General features: G+C 58.8%; 19 protein-coding genes. 4 read left to right on the forward strand and 15 right to left on the reverse strand.

Going from position 1 to position 24,206, the window contains the following annotated elements; translation table 11 throughout:
• Positions 1-57 precede the first annotated feature (57 nt).
• The 4 genes from ELE36_RS17705 to djlA form a co-directional block, all read right to left on the reverse strand.
• Entirely contained in the window at positions 58-2,109 is a 2,052-nt protein-coding gene (locus ELE36_RS17705; protein ID WP_129835646.1) for an ATP-binding protein, read from the reverse strand.
• Between the two features lie 91 nt (positions 2,110-2,200).
• Positions 2,201-2,890 (reverse strand): proteobacterial dedicated sortase system response regulator, encoded by a 690-nt coding sequence (pdsR, locus tag ELE36_RS17710; protein WP_129835648.1) that lies wholly within the window; start codon positions 2,888-2,890, stop codon positions 2,201-2,203.
• 586 nt (positions 2,891-3,476) lie between these two features.
• Positions 3,477-4,157, reverse strand: a complete 681-nt coding sequence (gene rpe / locus ELE36_RS17715) for a ribulose-phosphate 3-epimerase (protein WP_129835650.1) — start codon at positions 4,155-4,157, stop codon at positions 3,477-3,479.
• Between the two features lie 37 nt (positions 4,158-4,194).
• A complete protein-coding gene (djlA, locus tag ELE36_RS17720) occupies positions 4,195-5,013 on the reverse strand; it encodes a co-chaperone DjlA (protein ID WP_165371679.1) in 819 nt (272 codons plus the stop codon).
• A 208-nt stretch (positions 5,014-5,221) separates the two neighbouring features.
• On the opposite strand from djlA, the gene ELE36_RS17725 reads away from it, so the two are divergent.
• Both ELE36_RS17725 and ELE36_RS17730 read left to right on the forward strand, forming a co-directional pair.
• Complete coding sequence (locus ELE36_RS17725) at positions 5,222-6,118, forward strand: phosphoribosylaminoimidazolesuccinocarboxamide synthase (protein WP_129835654.1); 897 nt, start codon at positions 5,222-5,224, stop codon at positions 6,116-6,118.
• A gap of 67 nt (positions 6,119-6,185) precedes the next feature.
• Positions 6,186-6,701 carry an Mpo1 family 2-hydroxy fatty acid dioxygenase gene (locus ELE36_RS17730; RefSeq protein WP_129835656.1) on the forward strand — a complete coding sequence of 172 codons (516 nt, stop codon included), beginning with the start codon at positions 6,186-6,188 and terminating at the stop codon, positions 6,699-6,701.
• 141 nt (positions 6,702-6,842) lie between these two features.
• Here the strand turns inward: ELE36_RS17730 and ELE36_RS17735 are convergent, their stop codons facing one another.
• From ELE36_RS17735 to ELE36_RS17760, 6 genes are all read right to left on the reverse strand, one after another.
• Complete coding sequence (locus tag ELE36_RS17735; RefSeq protein WP_129835658.1) at positions 6,843-9,335, reverse strand: efflux RND transporter permease subunit; 2,493 nt, start codon at positions 9,333-9,335, stop codon at positions 6,843-6,845.
• A 62-nt stretch (positions 9,336-9,397) separates the two neighbouring features.
• The gene (locus ELE36_RS17740; protein ID WP_129835660.1) at positions 9,398-10,558 is read right to left on the reverse strand and encodes a WD40/YVTN/BNR-like repeat-containing protein; all 1,161 of its coding nucleotides are present in this window, start codon (positions 10,556-10,558) and stop codon (positions 9,398-9,400) included.
• A gap of 105 nt (positions 10,559-10,663) precedes the next feature.
• Positions 10,664-12,049: a DUF1329 domain-containing protein gene (locus tag ELE36_RS17745; RefSeq protein WP_129835662.1), complete on the reverse strand. Its 1,386-nt coding sequence runs from the start codon at positions 12,047-12,049 to the stop codon at positions 10,664-10,666.
• A 43-nt stretch (positions 12,050-12,092) separates the two neighbouring features.
• Positions 12,093-14,021: a DUF1302 domain-containing protein gene (locus ELE36_RS17750; RefSeq protein ID WP_165371680.1), complete on the reverse strand. Its 1,929-nt coding sequence runs from the start codon at positions 14,019-14,021 to the stop codon at positions 12,093-12,095.
• A gap of 25 nt (positions 14,022-14,046) precedes the next feature.
• On the reverse strand, positions 14,047-16,302 hold the full coding sequence (locus ELE36_RS17755; RefSeq protein WP_129835666.1) for an alpha/beta hydrolase: 2,256 nt from the start codon (positions 16,300-16,302) through the stop codon (positions 14,047-14,049).
• A gap of 227 nt (positions 16,303-16,529) precedes the next feature.
• On the reverse strand, positions 16,530-17,405 hold the full coding sequence (locus tag ELE36_RS17760; protein WP_129835668.1) for an NAD-dependent epimerase/dehydratase family protein: 876 nt from the start codon (positions 17,403-17,405) through the stop codon (positions 16,530-16,532).
• Between the two features lie 245 nt (positions 17,406-17,650).
• Between ELE36_RS17760 and ELE36_RS17765 the strand changes: the two genes are divergently transcribed.
• Positions 17,651-17,983, forward strand: a complete 333-nt coding sequence (locus ELE36_RS17765) for a hypothetical protein (RefSeq protein WP_129835670.1) — start codon at positions 17,651-17,653, stop codon at positions 17,981-17,983.
• Positions 17,984-18,082: 99 nt separating this feature from the next.
• Here ELE36_RS17765 and gstA read toward each other — a convergent pair whose 3' ends face one another.
• From gstA to ELE36_RS17785, 4 genes are all read right to left on the reverse strand, one after another.
• Positions 18,083-18,700, reverse strand: coding sequence for a glutathione transferase GstA (gene gstA / locus ELE36_RS17770; RefSeq protein WP_129835672.1), 618 nt, complete (start codon positions 18,698-18,700; stop codon positions 18,083-18,085).
• 229 nt (positions 18,701-18,929) lie between these two features.
• Complete coding sequence (locus ELE36_RS17775) at positions 18,930-19,451, reverse strand: hypothetical protein (RefSeq protein WP_129835674.1); 522 nt, start codon at positions 19,449-19,451, stop codon at positions 18,930-18,932.
• A gap of 32 nt (positions 19,452-19,483) precedes the next feature.
• A complete protein-coding gene (lpdA, locus tag ELE36_RS17780; protein ID WP_129835676.1) occupies positions 19,484-21,292 on the reverse strand; it encodes a dihydrolipoyl dehydrogenase in 1,809 nt (602 codons plus the stop codon).
• A gap of 67 nt (positions 21,293-21,359) precedes the next feature.
• Complete coding sequence (locus ELE36_RS17785; RefSeq protein ID WP_129835678.1) at positions 21,360-22,772, reverse strand: dihydrolipoyllysine-residue acetyltransferase; 1,413 nt, start codon at positions 22,770-22,772, stop codon at positions 21,360-21,362.
• A gap of 232 nt (positions 22,773-23,004) precedes the next feature.
• Here ELE36_RS17785 and ELE36_RS17790 point away from each other — a divergent pair, with 232 nt between their 5' ends.
• Positions 23,005-23,769 (forward strand): sulfite exporter TauE/SafE family protein, encoded by a 765-nt coding sequence (locus ELE36_RS17790; RefSeq protein WP_207215808.1) that lies wholly within the window; start codon positions 23,005-23,007, stop codon positions 23,767-23,769.
• Between the two features lie 42 nt (positions 23,770-23,811).
• Here ELE36_RS17790 and ELE36_RS17795 read toward each other — a convergent pair whose 3' ends face one another.
• Entirely contained in the window at positions 23,812-24,198 is a 387-nt protein-coding gene (locus ELE36_RS17795) for a hypothetical protein (protein WP_129835680.1), read from the reverse strand.
• Between the last annotated feature and the right edge of the window lie 8 nt (positions 24,199-24,206).

Consider the following 24,206-nt stretch of genomic DNA (forward strand, 5'->3'; position numbering starts at 1 on the left):
GATTCTCCATCGCGACGACGCCATCGGCGGCGTCGCAAAAAACGCATGCTAGTTCGTCTAGCTCGGATCGCTCAAGCGTCGTCGCGCCAGGCTGTGCAGCGTGATGCGAAATTCCACGCCGCTGCCGTCGGTTAGGTTGCTGGCGCTGGCCGTGCCGCGATGCAGCTCGGCGACCAGTCGCACCACCGACAAACCCAATCCGAGGTGAGGCGCGTTGCCACTGCCGCGTGCGCTGCCCTGCTCACGCACGCTGACCAACGATTCAAACAGATGCTCCTGCATCGCCGGTGGCAACAGCGGGCCCTGGTTCGCCATCGTGATTACCGCGCCGTCATCGAGCGCGCAGAGCGTGACGCGAATCCAACCGTTTTCGGGCGTGAACGACAGCGCGTTGTCGAACAATTTATCCAGCGCCTGCGCAATCATTTCGGGCGCCCCGTGCAGCGTCAACGGCGCGTCCGGCAGATCACAGCTGAACTCGCGCGTGCCGGCGAGCGGACGGTACGCTTCGACACAACCGCGCAGCACGGCGGCAAGATCGAAATCCTCGCCATCGCTCATCGCGATCGCACGCTCCAGACGGCTGGCTTCGCGCATCGCGCGCACGATCGCACCGAGGCGCTCCGCACCGTCGCGCGCACGCCCGATATAGGTGCGCGCCGCGGGCGTGAGCGATTGATGGTCGAGATTGTCCAGCGACGATTTCACGATCGCCAGCGGCGTGTTGAGCTCGTGCGAAAGTTTGCTCGCGAGCGTGCGTAGATAGTCGGTATAGGCGGCCACTTCATCCAGCAATTTGCCGAAGCTGCGCGACAGATCACCGAGTTCATCGCGCGCATCAGACAACGGCAAACGGCCGTCCAGACGTCCAGACGTCCGCACCGCGCGTTCGGCCGCATCGCGCAGGCGACGAATGCGCAGGCTCAACACGCTCGCGAACAGAAACAGCACACCGCCCGCCACCAGCAATGCCAGCAGGCTCGCGCCCATCAGGCCGAGCAACGCGCGATTGGTCAGGATCGGCAACGCATCACCGGACTGTTCGAGCAGCAACGCGCCGCGAATTTCGCCCTGCACACGTAGCGGCACGGCGGCGGCAAGCACGACGCTACCCTCGCGCTCGGATGGATGCCATGCCGTCGCTGCAACCCCCGATAACGCCTGCCAGACTTCGGTGGCGTTCAAGCGCGGCAGGCCGAACGCAAAATCTTGTGCGGCGGTCAGACCGGGTGCGAGCAGGCCGCGATAAATCAGGCTTTCGAACCATCGCCTGCGCGAGCTTTCGGTATTTGCTGGGGCCAGCTCGCCGCTTTTCGCGAGCACCCAGCCATCGTTGCTGAGCAGGCGCACACGCACATCCTGCGGCGCATACAGCGCGAGATCATCCGCTCGCGCACGCGAATAGCGCAGCAGTGGATGCAGCTCCGCGTCTTGTGGATCAGCCGATGCGACGGCCACATCGCCTCGCCCCGCGGCATCGAATACGCTAAGTGCTATCCGGTCTGGCGCCTGCGACAGCGGCATGCGCATTTCGATGCGATAACCCGCGCCGTCTTCCTGCCATTCGCCGCTCAGCACTTTCGGCAGAACGGAACCCTCGACGCCATCCGTCACCGCTGCTTCGAAGGATCCAGGCGCCGCGCTGGCGAGCAGATAACTGCGCGTGCTTTCGCCGCGCGCCATGCTCAGATTGAGATGATCGCTCGACGCTGCGCTTGTGTCGTGCGAATCCACGCGAATGCGCGTTGCGTCATGCACCTCGGCAAGCAGGTACAACCAGTCGCGATCGGATGCGAACACCACGCGCAGTTTCTGCGCATCGTCAATTGGGCCAAGATTTTGTGCATACGGCAACAGCAGTTTCCAGTCGTCGGCGTAACCATCGAGCGTGATGCGCGTGGTCAGCGGGTGCACATACAAACCCTGACCTTGCGGCAAGGCGATCTTCGATGCGACCAGGCTGCGCGCGAGCGCTTGGGCCGAGGCGGTCAAGGCTTGTTCCTGACCGTGGCGCAGCAACTCTTCCATCTGCCGCACGAACAGCCAGCCGGCCAGCGGCAAGGCTAGGGTCGAGAGTGCGATCAGCAGGAGTTTGTAACGCAGCGACATAGACTAGTAGACGTATAAACGTATAGATGGGAAATCGGAATTCGATTTTTAGACTGTACGTCGATGTTATGGCAATGCCGCTAGCGCGTGACTAAACGCGCCAGCGATAACCGACGCCATGCACGGTTTCGATCGCGTCGAACTCGGGCGCGAGGGCGATGAATTTCTTGCGGATGCGCTTGATGTGCGAGGTGATCGTGGCATCGTCGACCACGACTTGTGCCTCGCGCATAAGCTGGTCGCGATTTTTCACATGGCCGGGAAAACGCACGAGGATGTGCACCATCCAGAACTCGGTCACGGTCAGCGGAATTTCTTGGCCGTTCCAGCTCACGCGCATGCGCTCGGCCTCAAGGCGCAGCGGGCCTTGTTCGACCACAGTTTCCTTGTTCATCGGTTTGCTCAGCGCATCAAGCCGGCGAAACAGCGCACTGATGCGCGCGGACAGATGATGCAGGCTGATGTCCTTGGTCAGGTAATCGTCGGCACCGAGACGCAGGCCGGAAATGATGTCGAGATCGGAGTCGCGCGCGGTCAGGAAAATGATCGGCAACAATGCCGCTTTCGCGCGTAATTCGCGGCACAGTTCGAAGCCGCCTTCAGGCTCGTCGCCAAGGCCGATGTCGATGATCACGAGCTCGGGCAGGCGCAGGTTGAACGCACGGCTTGCTTCCGAGCGCGTGGCATACCCTTGCACCTGATAACCGAAACGCGTGAGCGCCTCGACGTAGTTGGCGCGGATGCTGGGTTCGTCTTCGACGATGGCGATGGAACGGGCCATGACTTGCTCCGCGAGTTGATCGTGCCGGCAGCTTACGTAGCGTAGCTGCGTGAGCGCAATGGGTACGACGGATTTGCCCGCAAGCTGCCACAACTTGTCGGCAATCCGCCGCATTCGTGTCAGCGCTGCGGCCACGACCCGCGTTGTACTGGCAACACGCGACGAATGATCGCGATCGGGAAATCGAAATGTCGAACGAAACGAACAAACCGAACAGCGAGTTGCAACGCAGCTTCGAGCCGCTACGCACGTGTTTTGCGCTGCTCAGCCTGCTGCTCGGAATACTGGTCTGCCTGCGCTTTTAATCACCCACAAACCTCACGAGAAAACTACGATGGACGTTTGCCTGCCTCCCGATTTTCTGGCCCTGCGCGCAAGTGTGGATAGCAACTGGCGCGATGGTTGCGCGGGTTTTTCCAGCTCGCAGTCGAGTGCTGATGACACCGAATATTCGTCGCCCAGCTTGCCGCTCCGCACAACACTCCGATGCGAAAAAAATGCACCGGCCAAACCACGGACATCGACCCAGGCCGATCCGGCTTGGCAGGTGATTTGAGCGTCGACGATTTGTGACGCGCGGGGTGATTCAGCCGTGCGCGGCAGCGATCTGCGCTTGCATCGCGGCGATCACCGCAGCGTAGTCGGGCTTGCCGAAGATCGCGGAGCCAGCGACAAAGGTATCGGCACCGGCGCGCGCGATTTCGGCGATGTTGTCGACCTTGACGCCGCCGTCGACTTCTAGCCGGATATCGCGACCGCTGCGATCAATCATCTCGCGCACGCGGCGTAATTTTTCCAGTGCGGTCGGAATAAAACTCTGGCCACCGAAGCCTGGATTGACCGACATGATCAACACCAGGTCGAGTTTGTGCAGCACGAAATCCAGATAGTCGAGCGGCGTCGCTGGATTGAAAACCAGTCCGGGTTTGCAACCGCTGTCGCGAATCAACTGGATCGTGCGATCGACATGCTCGCTGGCCTCGGGATGAAAGCTGATCGAGGTGGCACCAGCCGCGGCGAAATCCGGAATGATCCGATCCACTGGCTTGACCATCAGATGCACGTCGATCGGTGCGGTGATGCCGTGCTTGCGCAGCGCTTCGCAGATCAACGGACCGATCGTCAGATTGGGCACGTAATGGTTATCCATCACATCGAAATGCACCCATTCGGCGCCAGCCGCGAGCACGTTGCGCACGTCTTCGCCGAGGCGCGCAAAATCCGCCGAAAGAATGGACGGGGCGATGACGTTGGGCTGCTTGCTCATACTGTCTCCGTGATGCACATCGTGAATGTGGCGTAGTTTATTTGATGCCGCGCTCGTGCTTGATCTTCTCGTACGCGGCGTTGATTTCGGTCGCGCGCATTTCTGATCGACGTTTCATTTCGGCCGGTACGTCGCCGAGCTTGTCGGGATGATACTGGCTCATGAGTTTGCGATAGGCGTGCTTGAGCGTGCGCCCGTCGGCGTCGCGCGTGATGCCGAGAACCGCGTACGGATCAGGTTCGTTCGTCACGCGATTCGGCGCGCTGCGGCCGTGATCGCCATAACTCTGCTGGGTATTGCTGTAGCTATTGTTGCGCGCGCCGCCGTAGGCGTAGCCTTTCATCGCCGAGATCGCGGCGAGCTCCTGTTCGCTGACATTCAATTGATGACACAAGCTACGCAGCAGGCTCAGTTTGGCTGCGGCCAGCGCGCCCTCGGCGTAGATGATATCGAGCAGCATGTCGAGCAGCAGGAACGCCAGATCGCGCCGCCCGCGACACCACGTGCGCAACTCGGCGATCGACTCACGCACCTCGAAACCATCCTGCTTGCCGAGCGTGAAACGGCCGATCGCGTGCTGGCGTTGCGCCGCATCTAGCTGCAACCGACCCATCAAGGCCTCGGTCGCGTTGATTTCACTCTGCGAGACAAAACCGTCGGATTTGCACAAAGCACCGGCCAGCGCGAATAGCGGTTCTATGAATGAACGTGGTGCCGCCTTGCGGAAGCCACCAAACTGCATGGCGTTGGCATCGAACATGTGACCGATCGCGATGCCGAGCACGATGCCAAACGGCTGGCCCTTGAACAGAAACAAACCGACCAGTCCGCCGATGATCTTGCCGATGAAATTCACGCGCGGCACCGCCGCGCCGAATGGGTTTCGGCGAGATCGTATGAAACGGGCAACAGCATTACCTTGCGCAAATTGATCGAGACAGAGCGCGGCATCGGATTCGAATCGGGGAGTAGAACCGCGATTTTAGCAAGACTGCGCGCTGCGCACATGAATTCGCGCCGCAGCCGCTACAATATCGCCCTTATCCAACCCGCGGATACCGACTGTGCCCACCACTTTGCTGAACTCCGAGCTGCCTGGCCTCAACCTGATTCATCGCGGCAAGGTGCGCGATGTGTTTGCGCTTTCGGCCGACGAATTGCTGATTGTGGCGACCGACCGGCTATCCGCATTCGACGTGGTTTTGCCCGATCCCATTCCGGGCAAGGGCGAAATGCTCACGCAGATTTCGAACTTCTGGTTCGACAAGACTGCGCAGGTGATGCCGAACCATCTAACGCACAAATCAGTCGCGAGCGTGTTGCCGCACGGTGTCGATGCCGCGCTGTATGCGCGCCGCAGCGTGATCAGCAAACGACTCAAGCCGGTGCCGGTCGAGGCGATCGCGCGCGGTTATTTGATCGGCTCGGGCTGGAAGGATTATCAGGCCAGCGGCAAGCTTTGCGGCATCACCTTGGCCGCCGGCTTGCGCCAGGCCGAACAATTGCCTGAACCGATTTTCACGCCATCGTCGAAAGCCGCAGTTGGTGATCACGATGAAAATATTTCCTTCGATAGTGTGGTCGCGACCATCGGCGCCGAGCTGGCCGAACAGGTGCGCACGGCGACCTTGGCGCTGTATCGATATGCCGCCGCGTTTGCGCTTGAGCGCGGCATCATTATTGCCGATACCAAATTCGAATTCGGCACCGATGTCGATGGCAAGTTGTACGTGATGGACGAAATGCTGACGCCGGATTCGTCGCGTTTCTGGCCTGCTGAGCAATACCAGATCGGCATCAGCCCGCCAAGTTACGACAAGCAATTCGTGCGCGATTATCTTGAAACACTGGGCTGGAACAAGCAGGCGCCTGGCCCGAAATTGCCGACGCCAGTGATCACCGGCACCGCCGCAAAATACGCCGAGGCGTTACAACGTCTCGCGCAAATCCAGCTCGATTGAGGCAGCGCGTATCGTGCGGCCGAGACGCCGCAGCGCTACACTCTTCAAGTCAATTCGGAGACCGTCCATGCAAGCCACCAACGATAGCCAGCTCGATCAACACGATGACATTCCTGTGCGCCGCCCGGTCGATGCGTGGCTCGGCAATTACAGCGAGGATCACCGCAATCCAACCAATATTCTGATCCACTGGATTTGCGTGCCGGCAATCCTGTGGACGGTGATCGCAGGCCTGTGGGCCGTGCCGGTGCCGGCGATGATCGGGCGACCCGGCTTGTGGGCGGCGGTCGCGATGTTTTTTTCGTTCGCGTTCTACATGCGACTGTCGCGCGCACTCGCGTTCGGCATGCTCGTGGTTTTCGCAGTATTCGGCTTGCTCAGCGAAGCTCTCTATCGCAGCGTCGGCCCGACCGCGTTGTGGCAGATTGCGCTGGGCGTATTCGTGATCGCATGGATCGCACAATTTGTCGGCCACAAGATCGAAGGCAAAAAACCATCGTTCCTGACCGACATGGCGTATCTGCTGATCGGGCCGTTGTGGCTCATTGCCAAAGTAATGCGCCGTCTTGGTGTGAGCTATTGATCGCAGCTCACCGAGGCAACCGCCGATAGCTGAAACAAGGCGACATTAGTCACCGATCGGCATGTCTGCGAATTGAATCCAGCTCTCGCTGGAACCTGAAAGTCGCGCGGCAACGTCGCTCGTTGCCACGCACATTTCGTACTAGCCTTTCTCGAACGGCCGCAGCAACCAGCGGCACAGCGCGGGTAGGAACACCATCGCGGCGATCATGTTGACGACGAACATGAAAGTCAGCATCACGCCCATATCAGCCTGGAATTTCAGATCCGAGAATACCCACGTGCCGACGCCAACGGCCAAGGTGAGTGCGGTGTAGAAGATCGCGATGCCGGTGGTTTTGAGCGCGCCGAAATACGATTCGGTGAGTGTGCGACCAGCCTTCATCGACTCGCGCATGCGCGCAAAAATGTAAATCGCATAGTCCACACCGATACCGACGCCAAGCGCGATCACGGTGAGAGTGTTGGTCTTCTTGCCGATATCAAGTTGCACCATCAGCGCGTGGCCGAGCTCGGTCACGAGCACCAGCGGCAGCACGATGCACAGCGCGGCGAGGGGATTGCGGAAACTCAGCAGGCACATCACGAACACCGCGGCATACAACAGGTACAACATCATGCTGTCGACATCGCGCACCTTGTCGTTGATCGCCGCGAGCACGCCGACGTTGCCGGTGGCCAGACGCAGATTGAGCTGATCGCTCGGCGCACCGCCAGCCTTGGCGGCTTCGGCCAGTTGCAAACGCAGATTCACATTGCCACCCGACCAGATGTGATTGTCCTCGCGGAATTTTTTCACCGCGCCAACCACACGATCGATCGTCGTCGCGCGATGATCAGTCAGGAACATCATGATCGGCATCGCGCTGCAGTCGGCGTTGAGCAGGCCCGAGTCGGTTTCGAAACCCTGCGTGACCTGGCGCAGCGTGTCGCCATCACGCGGTAACGCACGCCAGCGGATATTGCCTTCGTTCCAGCCCGCAGCGACGATCTTCGCCGCCATCGGCAAGGTCATGACCTGCGCGACGCCTTCGACATTACGCATATGCCAGGCAAAACGGTCGATGGTTTCCATCACCGGATAACTCGATGTGCACGCCGAGGGCGCGGCTTCGGCAATCACGCTGAGGATATCCACACCGAGCGCGAACTTGTCGCTGATCAGCACCGCATCGCGGTTGTAGCGCGCTTCGGGACGCAGCTCGGCCACACCTTTCTGCGCGTCGCCGATCATCACCTTGTGGCCGTATTGCGACGCGAAGAACCACATCGCGATGCCAACAAGAATGATGATCGCGGCTGGCACCGGGCGGCTGAAGCGCGCCATGAAAGTCCAGATCTTGTCGAACTTGGTGAGCTGACGCAGGCGGTATTCGCGCTTTCGTTCGAGGTTGCGCAGACGGCAAAACGACAACAGCACGGGCAGCAGGATCAGGTCGGTCAGGATCGTGATCGCCACGCCGACCGTGGCGGTAATCGCGAGCTCGAAAATGATGCGGATCGGAATGATCAGGATCGTCGCAAAACCGATGCAACCGGCAATCAGCGCTACCGAACCAGGCACCAGCAACGCCCGGAACGCCCGGGTTGCAGCAGTGCGCGCATCCACGCCGTGACGCGCACGCAATTCCTCGACACTGCCTTCTTCGAGGCCACCAAAAAAGATTTCGCCACGATAGCGATTGATCATCTGCTCGCCATGACTCACGGCAATCGCGAAGATCAGGAACGGCGTGAGCATGTTCATCGGATCGATGCCGAAGCCGAGCAGGCGCAGCATGCCGAGCATCCACAGCACCGCGATCAGCGCACAAAATACCGTCAGCGACGCGAGCTTGACCGACGAGGAGTACAGGAACAGCAACAGCCACGTGAACGCGATCGTGATCAGGAAAAACCAGATCACCGAACGGGCGCCGTCGGTGATGTCGCCGACCATCTTGGCGAAGCCGATGATCGCGACCGTGGTGTGTTCGTTTTCGTACTTGGCGCGAATGGCGTCGAGCTGATGGCTGATGTTGTTGTAGTCGAGCTTGACGCCGTGTTCGGCATCCTCGGGAACGAGATCGACCCAGACCATCGCGCCGGAAAAATCCTTGGCAACCAGTCGACCAACGATGTTGGCCTTTTCGATATTCGCGCGAATGATATCGAACTGTGCCTGCGTCGCCTCGAAGCCGGGTTCGTTCGGCGTGAAGTTGGCGGGGATGACGTTGCCACCGGCAAAACCGTCCTCGACCACTTCGACAAAACGCACATTCGGAGTAAAGATCGAACGCAGCCGCGCATCATCGACCGAGTCGATGGTTTTCGCGTCCTTGGTAATGTTCTCCATCGTCTGGAAGAACGGCTGGTTGAACATGTTGCCGCTCTTGTCCATCACCGCGATCAGCACACGATTGGCGCCGCCGAAATCGCGCTCGTAATCGAGGAAGGTCTGCATGTATTCATGCTGCAGCGGGATCTGCTTCTTGAAACCCGCATCGACCTTCAGCTGCGCCGCAAAATAGGTCATTGCCAGCGTGATCAGCAGGAACAGAACCAGCACGACCAGGCGATTGCCAAAGACCAGTTTTTCGGCCAGACGATGCACAAAACCCGGTGCGGAGTGGGATGTATTTGCAGACGGATTCATGCCGAGACCCTTGTCATTGCGTTACTTCTGAACGATTGCGCGTGTTTGCTATTTTTTGGCGGCTATTGCGGTACAAACCGGCTGACGCCGTTTTCCGCAGCGATTACGAGATCCTGCGCATCACCAACCGGCAGCGCAGCACTGATCGAACCGGCACTCGCATCGGTGAGAATCTGGAAGGCCTCACTGGCACTCTTGCGCAACAGCAGCAGTCCGTTCGCGCCGGACAGAATCGCACCGCCATTGGCCAGCCCGCGACCACCGAGCAGACTCAAGGATGTGCCGGTTTTGACCTCGCTCCATTCATCCCCGAGATTGCGCGATTCGTACACATGCCCGCGCAAACCGAATACCAGAACGTGTTTGCCTTCGAAGCCGATCGCACCGAACATTGATCCGTCGTACGGCAATTTCAGTTTCTGCCAATGCTCGCCGTGATCGGTCGAGCGATACACCGTGCCGCGTTCTGCCGCGATCAACAACGAACCGTCACTGGTGGCGACGATGCTGTTCAAGTGCGGGTCGGCCTCGTCCTCCAGCGCCAGCTGTTCCTTGCTGAAAACCAGTGGCTTGTCGGCATTCTTGCTTGCGGCGACTTTGCCAGATGCCGGATGTTCAACCAGCGCTTTCAGGTCGATCGGCGTCCAGGTTTTACCACCGTCGCGCGTACCGAGAAACTGGCAGTAGCCGCCCACCGCGAAACCGGTATTGACGTCCAGAAACAACACACTCAACAATGGCGCACCCTGCGAGGCAGCGCGTCCGGAGCGGCCTGCGGCCTCGGATTTTTTCAATGGATCACTGCGCTGCAATTGCCAGTGCTGACCGGCATCGGCGCTGTATACGATCACGCCATCGTGACCCACCGCCCACAGCTGCATGCCGATCGCCGTGACCGAAGTCAGCGTGGCGCGGGTCGGTACTGCTTCGGCCTGCTTCCAGTTTTTGCCATCACTGGAAAGCGCGATCTGACCACGCTCGCCAACCGCAACAAAACCACTTTCCATTTGCGCCAGTGCGGTGAACAGGCCTTGATTGACGCGTGGCAGAATTTCCGCAGGCAGACTGCTGGGATCCTGCCAGAACGGTGGCGCTGAATCCGCCGGCGCGGGCGCAGCGGTCTTGTCAGTCGTTGCGGCATGCAGCGCAAAACTTGATGCCAGCAGCAAACTCATGCACAGGATTTTTTTGCCTGGCGACGGACGCGGGGTTTGCAACGACATCTCGAAATTCTCCGTACAAAGCGACCTCATTTGCCGAGGTCCGATACGCGAACAGCCGCCACAAGGGCGGCTGTTCGAAGAACACAACTTCTATTGCGTCAAACCTTACTGGATGCCGCGTTGACGCAGCGATTCCGGGGTGAAGTTCTGCGGCGTTGACTGGTAGGAGAAATCATACATCTTCTCCTGATTGTCCAGGCCAAGCACGATGTAACGACCGGACTTGAGATCGTAGTGCACTTCCAGCGTGCTCATGACGGTCGGCACTTCGTAATACACCACGGTCGGTGCTTCGGAGTAGCGCCACAGCTTATCCTGGTTGTCGTAGTGCTCGATTTCCAGAATCTGCCAGCTGTCTTCATCCAGATAGAACGTGCGGCGATTGTTGATGTGGCGCTGGCCAGCCTTGAGTTTGGCTTCGACCACATACACACGATGCAATTCGTAGCGCAGCAAATCCTGATTCAGATGGCCCGGCTTGACGATATCCTTGTCGCTGACCTTGTCGCTGTGCACGGTGTAGGAGTTGTACGGCACGTACATTTCTTTCTTGCCGACCAGCTTCCAGTCGAACTTGTCCATCGCGCCGTTGAACATGTCGAACATGTCATCGGTGCGCTGATCGTCCGATGCGGTACCCGGATTGTCGTACGCGACGTTTGGAGCGCGACGCACGCGACGCTGACCGGGGTTGTAGATCCACGCCTGACGCGGATCTTTTTTCGCATCCATGGTTTCGTGAACCAACAAAACCTGACCTGCCAGACGCGGCGGCGACACCACTTCCTGATAGAAGTAGGTCAGGACGTTGTTGATGTCCTTCAAGGTGATGCCTGGTTTGGAATACAGGCCGAGCAGTTCTTCCTTGATGCGCACGAGCTGGTATTCACCGCTGGCCGTCGGCACGGCAGTGTCGTCCCAACGTGACAAGGCGCTGCCGCGATACTTGAGCTTGTGATTCCAGATGGCTTCGTAACCCGCTTTGCCCGCATCCGCGTCGAGAATCGGGAACGGGATTCCCTCCGCCACATTATCGACACCGTCGCCGTCGTCGATCAGCTCGCCGGTGGCGGCATTCTTCATGCTCATTTCGTACGTGCGCGCGGGGAATGCCGCACTGCGACGCGTCGGGTAGATCAGCATCTTGTAGTCTTTGTACTTTTCGAACATCGCCATCTGGCCGGCATTCAGCTTTTCAGCGTACTGCTTGTAATTTTCCAGCGTGATGGTGAGCAGCGGTTTGTCGCCGACAAACGGATCCTGATGATGATCGCCCACTTTGTAGCCCGTCGGCGGCTGCGTAATGCCGCCGTCCCATGCCGGGATCGTGCCGTCCTTGTTACCCGCGCGCTCGGCGCCGGTCGGCGTCAGTGGCGTACCTTTGACACCGAGCTTGGCGACATCCTGCGGGCTGCCCTTGGCGAGCGCCCCGGTGGAGATCATCGCCAATGCCAGCAACGTTGCAGTTGCGGTCTTTTTCAGGCTAAACATAATTACCCCTCCACTACGTTATTTGCTTGCAGATGCATTCGGCTCAGAACGCGTACTTGACGACGAACGCAAGGAAATCGCGATCATTGATCAGATTCAATTCGCCCGCGCCGAAGTAATTCGTATAGCTCAGATCGACCGACCACTGATTCAGATAATTCGCTTCCATGCCAAGCGTGATCGACTTGCGACCCTGGATGAAGTTGCCACCCGGCCCCGGCGAAATACCGTGCACGTCATGATTGAATGCGACGCGTGGCGACAGGGTGAACGAGCTGTTGAACGCGTTGTTGTAGTCGGCGCGTGCAGCTAGGCGATAGCCCCATGAGAAACGCGTCGGAAAGCCATCGACCTGGGTTTCCGGATTACGCAGCGCGCCGGTGAGTTCATCGGGACCACCGCTTGTGTCGGTGCCATCACCCTGCAACCGCAAGGTAGCGTGCGAAGGCATGTTGGTGACGTCGGTGGCGCCGATTTCGCCGACCAAGGCAATCTGATTAGCATTGAACCAGTTGCCCGGACCAAATACCTTGGTTGCAGTGCTCTGGATTTGTGCGACGTGCCGGCGCGTGTAGCCAGTCAACAATTGCCCCGGCGCAAAGTTGCCGAGCTGGCTATTGAAGCGGTCACCCGGTTGGGGAATGAACGCATTCAGCGGCGACAAGCCAGCAAAAATCAATTCCACCGCAGATATCTGCAGCGGCATGTTTGGGCGATAACTTACCTCACCCTGCAACGCGACACCCGAGGCTTCCAGCGTGGTATTGAAGCTCGCACCAAACAGATGGATATTCGCCGGGTATTCGTTGAACAATAATGCGCTGGTCGCAGCCTGGCTGGTCACGGCATAACCGCTCGCAAACGGCAGACGACTGTCGTAGTTCAGGTAGTAGAAACCGAACTCGGTATTGCTGAGCCACGGCGCAACGTAATGCAACGACAAACCAAACTGGCCGAACCGGTTCGGATATTGATCGAATGTGCGTGGCGCTGTTTGCGAACACGAGGCCGCGAGCAACGGATTATTCTTGACCGTGCCGCCGCCAAATGCACTGTTATCACTCGGCGCGCCACCATTGCAGACCTTGTAGTAGTTCTCGGGATTTTTCACAGGCTGCGGCAACAGACCGAATGGCAAGGACGCGTATGTACCGCCGAGAGATGCAAAATCGTTGGTCGAGAAATACGTGCCCGAAGGGTCCGGATTGGTCTGCGAAAACTGCAGCAGGTAGATCGCCTCGGCCGAGACATTGTCGGTGAAGTTGTACGACACCCGCAGCATGTTGATCGGCAGATACGCTTCTTTCAGATCCGCACCGGCACTGCGCAACTTGGATACGTCGATCGGATTGATGACGTTGATGCCGCCCTGGATAAACGTGCTTTCACCCCAGCTTGCGACCTGCGAACCCAGACGAATCGAGCCTTGGTGCGCATTGAGTTCGAAGTTGTGGAAGATGAACGCGTCGAGCAGGTAGATGTCTTTGCCGACACGATCCTTGGCCAGACTCGTGAGGTTGTCATTGTTGGCGTTGGTGAAATCGTAGAAACCACCTGCACGGATAAACGCGCCCCAATCCGGACCGTAATTCAGCTTCACCTCGGTCAGGAAACGCACCTGATTCGAGAACGGCTGCCATTTGCCATAGTTCAGATCGCCATCATCGCCGTTAGCCGAGAACGCGCCTTTCGCGGCCCGTTGCTGCAGCGGCGTTTTGAAGCCTACCGTCGGATCCCAATGTGCCTTGGCAATGAGCTCTTCATCGACGTCCGATACGCGATACGAGATGCCGTACGACACCGTGGTATTCACGGTGCCGCTGAGGCCGTTTGAATCGCCGAACTGGAATGCCTGCGCGACTTGCGGCGCAACACCCGCCGCCAATACCAACGCGATGGCGACAGTCAGACTGCGCGGGGCCGGACGCTCATTAAAACGCGCGCCGTTCTTGCTGAACTTGAGTATTTTCATAGGTGGCTCCCCAGAGTCCTGTGCATTACTGCGTGCGAGTGACGGAGGTGTCGGTGACCTGTACGGCATGACCGCCGCTCAACAGGAAACTCAACATCTCGGTCTGCATTTCGACGGTCGCTTTCGGCGACGAGGTCGGATCGAGAATCGAACCGTGCTCACCCTTGGTGAAACGCACCACGCCGCGCACGCCCGTGGCGGATTGCGCACCGGGTGCAACGATCGTCGACAGGCCCAACGCGGCGATCAGCGGTTCGGTACCCGACAACGGTGCCGTGATTTTCACGCTGGTGCCAGGAATCGTGACGTTGATGACCGAGTTCGGAATCACCTGATCCGGCAGCGAGCTGGCGCCGTCACCGACGACTTCCTGGATCAACAGATTCTTGTTCGCGGTGGCGAATGCGTAGTTGATCGGATCACCGGAATCGGTGACGGTCTGCGTTACCGCGAGGAAGGTATCGAAGTCCGACGTACCCGGATGCACACCGACCTGGCCCAAGCCAGCGACAATGCGTGGACCGAACGAAGGCGATGCCACCAAAAAGTTGGCGATGCCGCCGCCTGGCACGTTCAGCACGGCGTTCTGCACGTAGGTGTTTGGCGTCTGCGCGACGGCCATGAAATCGGTACCGACGATGCTGCCGAGCGACTGGCCGACATAAGCAACACGAGAGATGTCGAAATCGCTCGGGCCACCGGAGATGCTCATTTTTTCGATCGAGCGCCGCAGCGACAACAGATCGGCAACACCTTCACGCAGATTGTCGCGCGAGGTCAGCAGGCTGGTGAGGTTGATCGTATACGAACCCGACGAATCGATCTTGCCGTCCGGGCCGGGCGCACCGGTCGTATTGTTGCTGAGATCCAGATCGAAGGTGCGCTCGCCCGTGATCAGGCCTGCCGCCGGCGAGCCGGTCAGCAACTGATTATGGAAGAACGGATTGGTCGGATCGGTCAGACCATGTAACGGCAGATCGATGGCCACCGCCGCGTAACCCTGCGAGGCCAGTGCGCCGGCAATGGCAAACATGTCGGTACGATTGCGCGTGATGCCGTGCTGGAATATCACGATCGGCCAGCCGGCTGCAGGCTTGGTCTTGCCCGAGTTGGCATTCGGCACGGTCATCAGCACCGGAATGGTGAGCGACGTGGTCTTCACCGGAATCGGATTGGCAAACGTGACATTGGTCGAGGTCGGATCCAGCCCGGCCGCATTGAACGGCGGCACATAACCGCCAGCCTTGGCCTTCCACGAACCGCCCAAAGGTGCAGTCGGGTTGGTTGCCGATGGCACGTTCAGGTAATACGGAATCTGCAGGATGCCCACATACACGTTGGCGATCGGCGGCAAGCTGGGATTGATCTGGCTCAGATCTTTCCCGATCGGCGCGAGTGCAGTGACGGGCGCCGGCGAGCCATCGACGATGCTGTTGACCGCGCTGAGTTCGACCGTGGTCGACTGCGTCGTGGCAACCCATGACAAGACGATGCGACCGCGATCGACGCCAAACGCCTGGGCGGCAGCTTCTTGCGAGTTGATCAGCTGGCGCAACGGTTCGAGACCGCAGGCCTGCGCATCCGGCAATAGCGGATCGGTGGATTTTCCATTGACGCACACCGGGCTGGTGCGCTTGCCTAGGAAATACGCCGTATCCGAGGTGATGTCGTTACCAGCGGCATCCGCGATACTCGGTACGCGAGCGGCCGGCGCCAGGCCGGTGCCACCATCGCCGAGCATCACTGCCATGTACGAGGTGAGCTGCACCAGCGGCTTGGTCGGCACGATCACGAGGGTGCGACCGGTGGTATCGGATGGCGACAGCGTGACCACAAATTCCTGCGGTGACTGCAACTCGCGAATGACCTTGGTGACACCGCCACCAGGACCGGTGAGCGACACCTCGAACAAACGCACGGTTTTGCCGGCCAGCAAGGTCGCCGGGTTTGGTGCGACCGAAAATCCGGTGCTCCACGGCGATATCGTGCCGAAACCATCGAGCGCATTCAGCGCCACCTTCGGATTGCTGGCATCGTTCGGATTCGGCACCGGAATATTCAGCGTCAAATCGGTCGTGCCGGACAACAGCAGATTGGTCGGGAACGGTACGACCGAATTGGTCGGATCGAAACTCGCCGTGATTATCCCCGTCACCGGCGAACCATTGCTGTTGAGCACAGGGAGCTGCGCCACGGTGTGCGGGCTATTGCTGCTACCGCCGCCGCAACCAGCGAGCAGCAGGGAACACAATACGGAACTTACAAGCAGTCGGGCCTGCATGGGATGAATCCTTTGTCAGGTTTAAGGGTCGCAACGACAGCCGCATCATAGATAGTTCAAACGCCCGTTGGCAACGGGAATTTAACTGTGCCTGAACCCTCATTTTATGACGCAACGCAGCATCAATACTCTGGCGTACGGTAATGCCGCATTTATTTTTGTATACTTTTTACAAAATAAACTTGTACCCAAGTACACCGAACCGAACGATGGGAATTTACGCGGATTCAGACCGCCGGAAGGCCCCAGCTTGCTGCCAGCGGATAAAACGATCGCGGCCTGTAGCCGAAATCGTGCGCCGCCGCGGAGTTATCCGCGACCAGATCGTGCCGTAAACGCGTTATTGACGTCACCGAAACCGCACCGAATTTTGCGTTGCCACGCAACAACAGGGCCGCACGCAATAACCACGAAGGCAGTGGCAACGGCAACACGTTTTTTGGCAGTCCAGCCCCAATGCGCCAGCAAACTGCGCGAAAGCTGAGCTGTTCGCCGCCACCGAGCGGATAAATTTTGCCGAAACTGAGCGGACAATCCAGCACCGCGATACAGGCGTCGGCTAGATCCTCGGCATGCACGGGTTGGCGCAGCCCGGTCGCTGCCAACGGAATGGGCAGCACATGCCAGCGTGAGGCGAACCGCGCCAGCGGCGTGAGGCTGCGATCCAGCCCGGCGCCATAGATCAGGGTCGGGCGAAAAATCGTGATCGCGATGTCGTGCGCATGACCCAGCGCCAGCAATTGCTGTTCACTATCGTGAAGCCGTGCGGCGAGTTCTCGTTCGGCCGGATCAAGCGACTCACGTTTACTTTCTGCGCTCATCGAACTGAAGGCGATGATGCGATGCAGTGCCGCCGGTCGATCGCGCTGCAGCCAAGCCACTAGCGCATCCAGCGGCCCGAGACTGATCAGGGTTTCGATCTGATCGAGCGCGGGCATCTCAGCATGCAAATCCGCGCGCAACCACGCCGGATTTGCCGCATCGTCAGAAGACGGCGCATGGCGACTTAGTGCGAGCACGGACTTGCCCGCGCTGCATAATTTCGGCAGCAGGAAACGCCCAATCTGGCCGCTCGCGCCGAGTACCGCAATATCGTGTTTCATGGCGTAATGAGCCGCGTCATGCGGTTGCACGCCAATTTGTCTGGTTTCGCGCCAGACTGGGCGTTGGGCAGCGTCATTCCCGATAACTCCTTACGCATCAGCGCTGCGCAAACGAACATTGTAATCGCCAAACCGGGCGTGTGGCTGCTGCCGTTCGCCACTCGCATCGCATGGCGTGCGCTGCACTGCCAAAGTCGCGAAACGCATGCTAATGTGCGCGCGTCTCAGGCCAACAAGAGTGACCCATGATCGCACGCGTCTGGCGCGGCATGACCGGCAAGGATCAGGCGGACGATTACCTCGCCTACCTGCGCGAGACCGGCCTGAAAGACTACGGCAAAACTCCCGGCCATCTCGGCGCGTTTGTCGTGCGCCGCGATCAGGGCGAGCACTGCGATATCCAGATTATCTCGTTATGGCAATCGATGGACGCGGTGCGCGCGTTCGCCGGAGAAAACGCGGATCAATCGGTGTACTACCCGGACGACCGCCAGTACCTGCTCGACATGGAGCCGCTGGTGCGGCATTACGACGTTTCGGATTTCGATGTTTCGGGATTTATCGCCGGAGCGAAATAAGCGCGGCAAAAAATCACGCGCTTTCTCGCTAGCTGGATATCATAAATTACAAAACAAACCGCAGGTCGCGGCTAACCCACCGCAACCTGCGTTGGACGATTACGCCGCTTTGCTCACATCGGCTTCTGCGGCGATGGCGGCCTTGACCGCAGCGCGTGCGCCGACGCGCTCGTAAAACTTTGCGATCGACGGCCACTGGTTCAGATCGATCGCAAAATGCTTTGACCAGCCCAGCACGGTGAACAAATACGCATCGGCAACAGTGAACTGTGAGCCGAGCAGGTAATCGTGTTTCTCCAGCGTCGTGGCGATCTCGCCCAAGCGCACGAACAACTTGTTTTTGAAAATCGCACGAACGTCATCGGGCAACGCCGAATTGAACAGCGGACTGAAACCCTTGTGGATTTCGGTCGAGATGAAATTCAGCATTTCCTGCAAACGCGAACGCTCGAACGTGCCATTCGCCGGCGCGAGTTTCGCTTCCGGTTTCAGGTCAGCCAGATATTGCACGATAGCCACGCCTTCGGTCAGCACCTGCCCGTTATCCAGCTGCAGCGCCGGGATATAACCCTTCGGATTCAGCGCAAGAAAATCGGCGCCGTCGGGCGTCTTCTTGGTCTTCATGTTTATCGGGATCAGATCGAACGGCAAACCGAGTTCATGCAGCACGATATTCGGCGACAGCGAGCAGGCGCCGGGTGAGATAAATAATTTCATGTGATCTCCTTGATGGAATGCGCCAGTTTCGACGCGAAGTTGTCAAAGTGAGGCCGATGCAACCTGTGCACCGCCGACTTGTTTCAGGTTGGGATGCGCGTGCGAGAATCAAGAGTCGAAATGTAAGGATCGGCAAAGGTCGCGAGACCGTACACGCGCATGCCACGACAAAGACAGACAAAGTGGGCGCGCTACTCTTTGCCTACCCTGCTTGGCCTCGTCATATTCATCACATCGTTTCCGCCCTGAGCAATTTGGCAACGAAATACGCAAGATCATCCTGATAGCCGTGCGAGCCGATTTCGTGCAATTTCGTCTTGATCCATTGCTCGTCGAACAATCGCCAGCCATTCTTTTTGAAGTATTGCTGCATCGCTGGTCTATCGGTCTTTTTGGCGATATGGGCGGCAGCCATGCATAAAGTTGGCTTGGCGATGCTCTGAGTCAGGCCAGCCTCGTGGAATTGATTGGCTAGCGAATTCAGGACAACTTCACGCGTTTGTGCCTCAGAAAAGAGCTTGTAGGTTTTCGGTGAATCGAATGCGTCTTTGCGAAATACCACTCCAGTCGAATCAAGGAGAGATTTGCATTCGACGGCCAACAATTCCTTACTTTTTGGGCGGTATGCAACGAGATCGATATCCCAGCGTGGAGTCGTCGGGCGGCCGATCGCTCGCTTTTCATCAGGCGATAAATTCACTTTTACATTTGTGGATGTCCAGTAGCCACAATGGTTAAAGATAGTCGCCATCAGAGTTTCAAAAGCATGCATAAGTTTTTCGCTTATTTCCGCTTCGGAATATACAAATCCGTAATCGTACCTTCGTAGACTTCCGCAGCCATACCGACCGATTCCGACAAGGTCGGATGCGGATGAATCGTCAAGCCGATATCGGCGGCTTCGGCGCCCATTTCTATCGCGAGCGCCACCTCGGAAATCAGATCACCCGCGTTCGGCCCGGTGATTCCCGCGCCGATGATGCGGTGCGTGGCTTCGTCGAAAATCAGCTTGGTGAAACCTTCGGTGCGGTTGATGCCGATCGCGCGGCCCGAGGCTGCATACGGGAACACACCCTTGCCGTAAGCGATGCCGGATTTTTTTGCCTCGGATTCAGTGACGCCGACCCACGCCACTTCGGGATCGGTATACGCCACGCTCGGAATTACGCGCGCGACGAATTCGCTTTTTTGTCCGGCGCAAACCTCGGCGGCGACTTTGCCTTCGTGCGTGGCCTTGTGCGCGAGCATCGGATTGCCGACAAGATCGCCGATCGCAAAGATGTGCGCGACGTTGGTGCGCATCTGTTTGTCGACCGCGATAAAGCCGCGATCGCTGACCTGCACGCCGGCAGCTTCGGCGCCAATCTTCCCGCCGTTCGGCGAGCGCCCCACCGCGACCAGCACACGATCATACACCTGCGGCTCGGGCGCTTTTTCGCCTTCGAACGTGACCTTGAGACCTTTTTTCTCCGACTCGATCTTGGTCACCTTGGTCTTGAGGAAAATGCCTTCGTAGCGTTTGCCGAGTCGCGTCGCCAGTGGTTTTACCAGATCGACATCTGCGCCCGGCATAAGTTGATCGAGCAACTCGACCACGGTGACTTTCGCGCCGAGCGCCTCGAACACGCAGGCCATTTCCAGACCGATGATGCCGCCACCGACCACGAGCAAACGTTGCGGAATTTCTTCGAGCAACAACGCGTCGGTCGAATCCATCAAGCGTTTGTCTTCCCACGGCAAACCCGGCAATTTCACCGCCTGACTGCCCGCCGCGATGATGCATTTTTCGAAGCACACGATTTTTTTGCCATCGGCGGTTTCGACTTCGATCTCGTTCGCCGAAATGAATTTTCCGTTGCCGTGCACGCGTGTCACTTTGCGCTGTTTAGCCATGCCGGCAAGGCCACCGGTGAGTTTGGCGACCACACCATTCTTGTACGAACGCAATTTATCGAGCGTGATTTTCGGTGGTCCGAATTCGATGCCGAGCTCGCTCGAATGCGCGGCTTCGTCGATCACGCGCGCCGCATGCAGCAACGCCTTCGACGGAATGCAGCCAACGTTGAGACACACGCCACCAAGCGTGTCGTAGCGTTCGATCAGCACGACATTCTGATCCAGATCGGCCGCACGAAACGCTGCCGTGTAACCGCCCGGGCCGGAGCCGAGCACCGCAACCTGGCATTCAAAATCAGCCTTGCGCCCCGAATTTGCGGCCGCTTGCGGCGCGCTAGTCTGTGCATCCATTGGCGCACTTGCGCTCGCCGCGGGCGCGGCTTGCAGCGTCGGCGCAGGCGCGGGTTTTGCTGCTTCAGTTTTCGCGGGCGTAGCTGCCGGACTCGCGCCCGCGCTTGCAACTTCGAGCACCGCGACCACCACGCCTTCGGACACTTCATCGCCGATCTTGACGCGCAGTTCCTTGACCACGCCCGCCGCACTCGACGGCACTTCCATCGTCGCCTTGTCGGATTCCAGTGTTAGCAAACCCTGATCCTTGACCACGCTATCGCCGACCTTGACCAGCAATTCGATGACCGGAATATTTTTGTAGTTGCCTACGTCTGGGACTTTGATTTCTAAAAATTGTGCCATGTCGCTGCTCCGGAAATTGCTGTTGCTGCGCTATTGCGCTTGGGATACGCCCCGCTACATTTCACTGTCACAGCAGCACGCGCCGCATGTCCGCAAGAAGTTGTCCAAGATACGCCGTGAAACGCGCTGCCGATGCACCATCGATCACACGATGGTCGTAGCTCAACGACAGCGGCAGGATCAGGCGCGGCGAAAACTCTTTGCCGTTCCAGACGGGTTTGATGACCGATTTCGAGACGCCGAGAATTGCCACCTCCGGCGCGTTGACGATCGGCGTGAACGCGGTGCCGCCGATGCCGCCGAGACTCGAAATCGAGATGCAGCCGCCTTGCATGTCGGCCGGCCCAAGCTTGCCGTCGCGCGCTTTCGCCGCGAGCGCGGAAGATTCCTGCGCGATCTCGACCACGCCTTTTTTATCGGCATCTTTCAGCACCGGCACAACTAGGCCGTTGGGTGTGTCGGCGGCGAATCCGATGTTGAAATATTTCTTCAACACCAGGTTGTCACCGCTCGCATCGAGCGACGAATTGAAGTCCGGATATTTCTTCAGCGCGGCCACACACGCCTTGATCAGGAACGCGAGCATCGTGACCTTGACGCCGGATTTTTCGTTTTCCTTGTTCAGCGAAATACGCAGCGCTTCGAGATCGGTGATGTCGGCGTCGTCGAATTGCGTGACGTGCGGAATCATCACCCAGTTGCGCGCGAGATTGGCGCCGGAAATCTTGTTGATGCGCGAGCGCGGTTTGGTTTCGGTCTCGCCGAATTTGCTGAAATCGACTTGCGGCCACGGCAGCAGATTGAGTCCGACACCGCCGCCGGATGGCGCCGCCGCGCTGCTCGCTTTCGGCTGTGCCAGCGCGTGCTTGACGAAAGCCTGCACGTCTTCGCGCGTGATGCGCTCCTTGCGCCCACTGCCCGTGACCTTGTCGAGATCGACGCCGAGTTCGCGCGCGAACAAGCGCACCGCCGGACTGGCATACGCGACCTTGTCGGGCATCACCGAACTCGCATCAAAACTTACCGGCGGCGTACGTGGACCGGAGATTTCGCCGTCGATTTCGTGGTTGACGACTTCGGTGGTGGCAGGTGCAGCGGGTGCGGCAGCAACGGCTGCTGCGACAGGCGCAGCTGGTGCTGGCGTAGCAGATTTGGCGGCAGGTGCAGCGACCGCAGGCGCGGGTGTAGGCGCAGTCGGCGCTGCTGCCTTGGCGGCCGGCGGTGCGGCCGCGGCAGCGGCATCCGCGACTTCGATCATCGCAACGACCGTGCCTTCGGAAACTTCATCGCCAAGTTTGACCTTGAGTTCGGTCACGACGCCAGCAAACGGCGCAGGCACTTCCATCGTTGCCTTGTCCGATTCCAGCGTGACCAGGGCTTGATCCTTGGTCACGGTTTCGCCGACCTTCACCAGCAACTCGATCACTGGAATATTCTTGTAGTTGCCGACGTCCGGCACCTTGACTGCTTGCGTGGCCATGCTGACTCCTGCTGCGGCGCCGTCGCTGTGCGGCGCGATTCCCTATTGTCACCACTGCGGGCGATTCGCGCTAGCGGCAACGGCGAAATTTGTCGGCGCAATTTGTCGGCACGATTGCGGCCAAGCGCGCGCGGCGAGTCGGTGCGCGCATGCAATGAATCGTAAATGCGATCGTTGTGGCGATACCTGCGTGGGATAATCGCGATCTCCAGAAGTTGCCAACGCCGCCACCATGCCCAACGATTTGCTGAGTACTGCGCTGATTCTTGTTTCGGGATTTCTCGCCGGTGCGCTGAATGCCGTGGCCGGCGGCGGTAGTTTTCTGACGTTTCCGGCATTGGTGTTTGCAGGTGTGCCGCCGGTGATCGCCAACGCCACCAGCACCGTGGCGCTATTGCCGGCGACGTTCACCAGCGCGTGGGCGTATCGCCGCGATCTCGCCAGTGCATCGAACAAATTGCCGCTGCGGCCGTTCATCATTGTGAGTGTGCTCGGCGGCGCGCTCGGTGCGTGGCTGTTGTTGCGCACGCCGGACTCGACCTTCGAAGTGATCGTGCCGTGGTTGCTGTTGTTCGCCACGGTGATTTTCACGTTCGGCCGCACGTTGTCGGCACGCATCCGCCAGCGCGTGCAGATCGGCTTGGTCACGCTGGTGCTCACGCAAAGCCTGATCGGCATTTACGGCGGATATTTCGGCGGCGGCATCGGCATTCTGATGCTGGCGATGCTCGGCCTGTATGGGCTCGACGACATGCATGCGATGAACGGCATGAAGACGATTCTAAGCGGCTGCATGAACGTGATCGCCGGACTGATTTTTATCATCAAGGGCGCCGTCTGGTGGGATCACGCGTCGCTGATGCTGCTCGCCGCGATCGTCGGCGGCTGGGCCGGGCCCGTGCTGGCGCGACGTGTTCCACCAGAGCGGTTACGCCTATTTGTTTCGTTCGTCGGTATCACAATGACGGTGTATTTTTTCTGGCGTACTTATCACTGAGTATTGAGGTCAGCGCTCAACAAAAAAGCCAGCAGAAAATAATCAGACCGCTGGCGATTTTATAAATGGCACGAGTAGAGATATTGAAGGAAGAATGGTCGGCGCGGCCTCTCCGTCGATAGACCACACCTCCAGTCCCGCCAGCAAAGAATCGCACGCGAAAACAAACGCTCCAAAAAGATTGCCGCGATCGTCTTGCCACCGAAAATCAGAGAGTATTTTCATCCCGGCGTTTTCGGAGCGCTCACCGCAGATTGAAAAATTTATGCTTGCGCAGCCACACGCGCAGCACGAAGACACCTTCGCCAGCTCCAACTGAGGTAAATACGCGGCAGCATCTGCATCACCATTCATTAGCAGCCACTGCACCAAGACAAACTCGGCACCCGTCATAAGTTCGGCTTTCAATGACTCGGAGACTTGTATCATTCATGATT

The organism is Pseudolysobacter antarcticus (genome assembly GCF_004168365.1).
GTDB lineage: Bacteria > Pseudomonadota > Gammaproteobacteria > Xanthomonadales > Rhodanobacteraceae > Pseudolysobacter > Pseudolysobacter antarcticus.